Source organism: Sutcliffiella halmapala (assembly GCF_050107295.1).
GTDB classification, from domain to species: Bacteria; Bacillota; Bacilli; order Bacillales; family Bacillaceae_I; genus Sutcliffiella_A; species Sutcliffiella_A halmapala_A.
Genome location: NZ_JBNIKR010000036.1, coordinates 1 through 369, shown reverse-complemented (window position 1 = coordinate 369; position 369 = coordinate 1). Strand labels below are relative to the sequence as shown.

The following is a 369-nucleotide window of genomic DNA, read 5'->3' as shown; positions in this document are numbered from 1 at the left end:
AATATTTGTCTGTTGGTGGAGCCTAGCGGGATCGAACCGCTGACCTCCTGCGTGCAAAGCAGGCGCTCTCCCAGCTGAGCTAAGGCCCCAAAAAGTTCTATAATTAAAAAATGGTGGGCCTAAGTGGACTCGAACCACCGACCTCACGCTTATCAGGCGTGCGCTCTAACCAGCTGAGCTATAGGCCCCTAACTATATATGAGAGAGTTCTCTCAAAACTAAACAAAACAAACAGCGTCATATTCCTTAGAAAGGAGGTGATCCAGCCGCACCTTCCGATACGGCTACCTTGTTACGACTTCACCCCAATCATCTGTCCCACCTTAGGCGGCTGGCTCCAAAAGGTTACCCCACCGACTTCGGGTGTTA

General features: G+C 50.7%; 2 tRNA genes and 1 rRNA gene. All 3 read right to left on the bottom strand.

The features are described 5' to 3' along the window. Positions 1 to 13: 13 nt before the first annotated feature. A tRNA-Ala gene (locus tag ACQCT5_RS22930) sits at positions 14 to 89 on the bottom strand. Between the two features lie 22 nt (positions 90 to 111). Beyond that, positions 112 to 188 (bottom strand) — tRNA-Ile (locus ACQCT5_RS22925). Between the two features lie 62 nt (positions 189 to 250). After that, positions 251 to 369 (bottom strand): 16S ribosomal RNA (locus ACQCT5_RS22920); the annotation flags it as partial.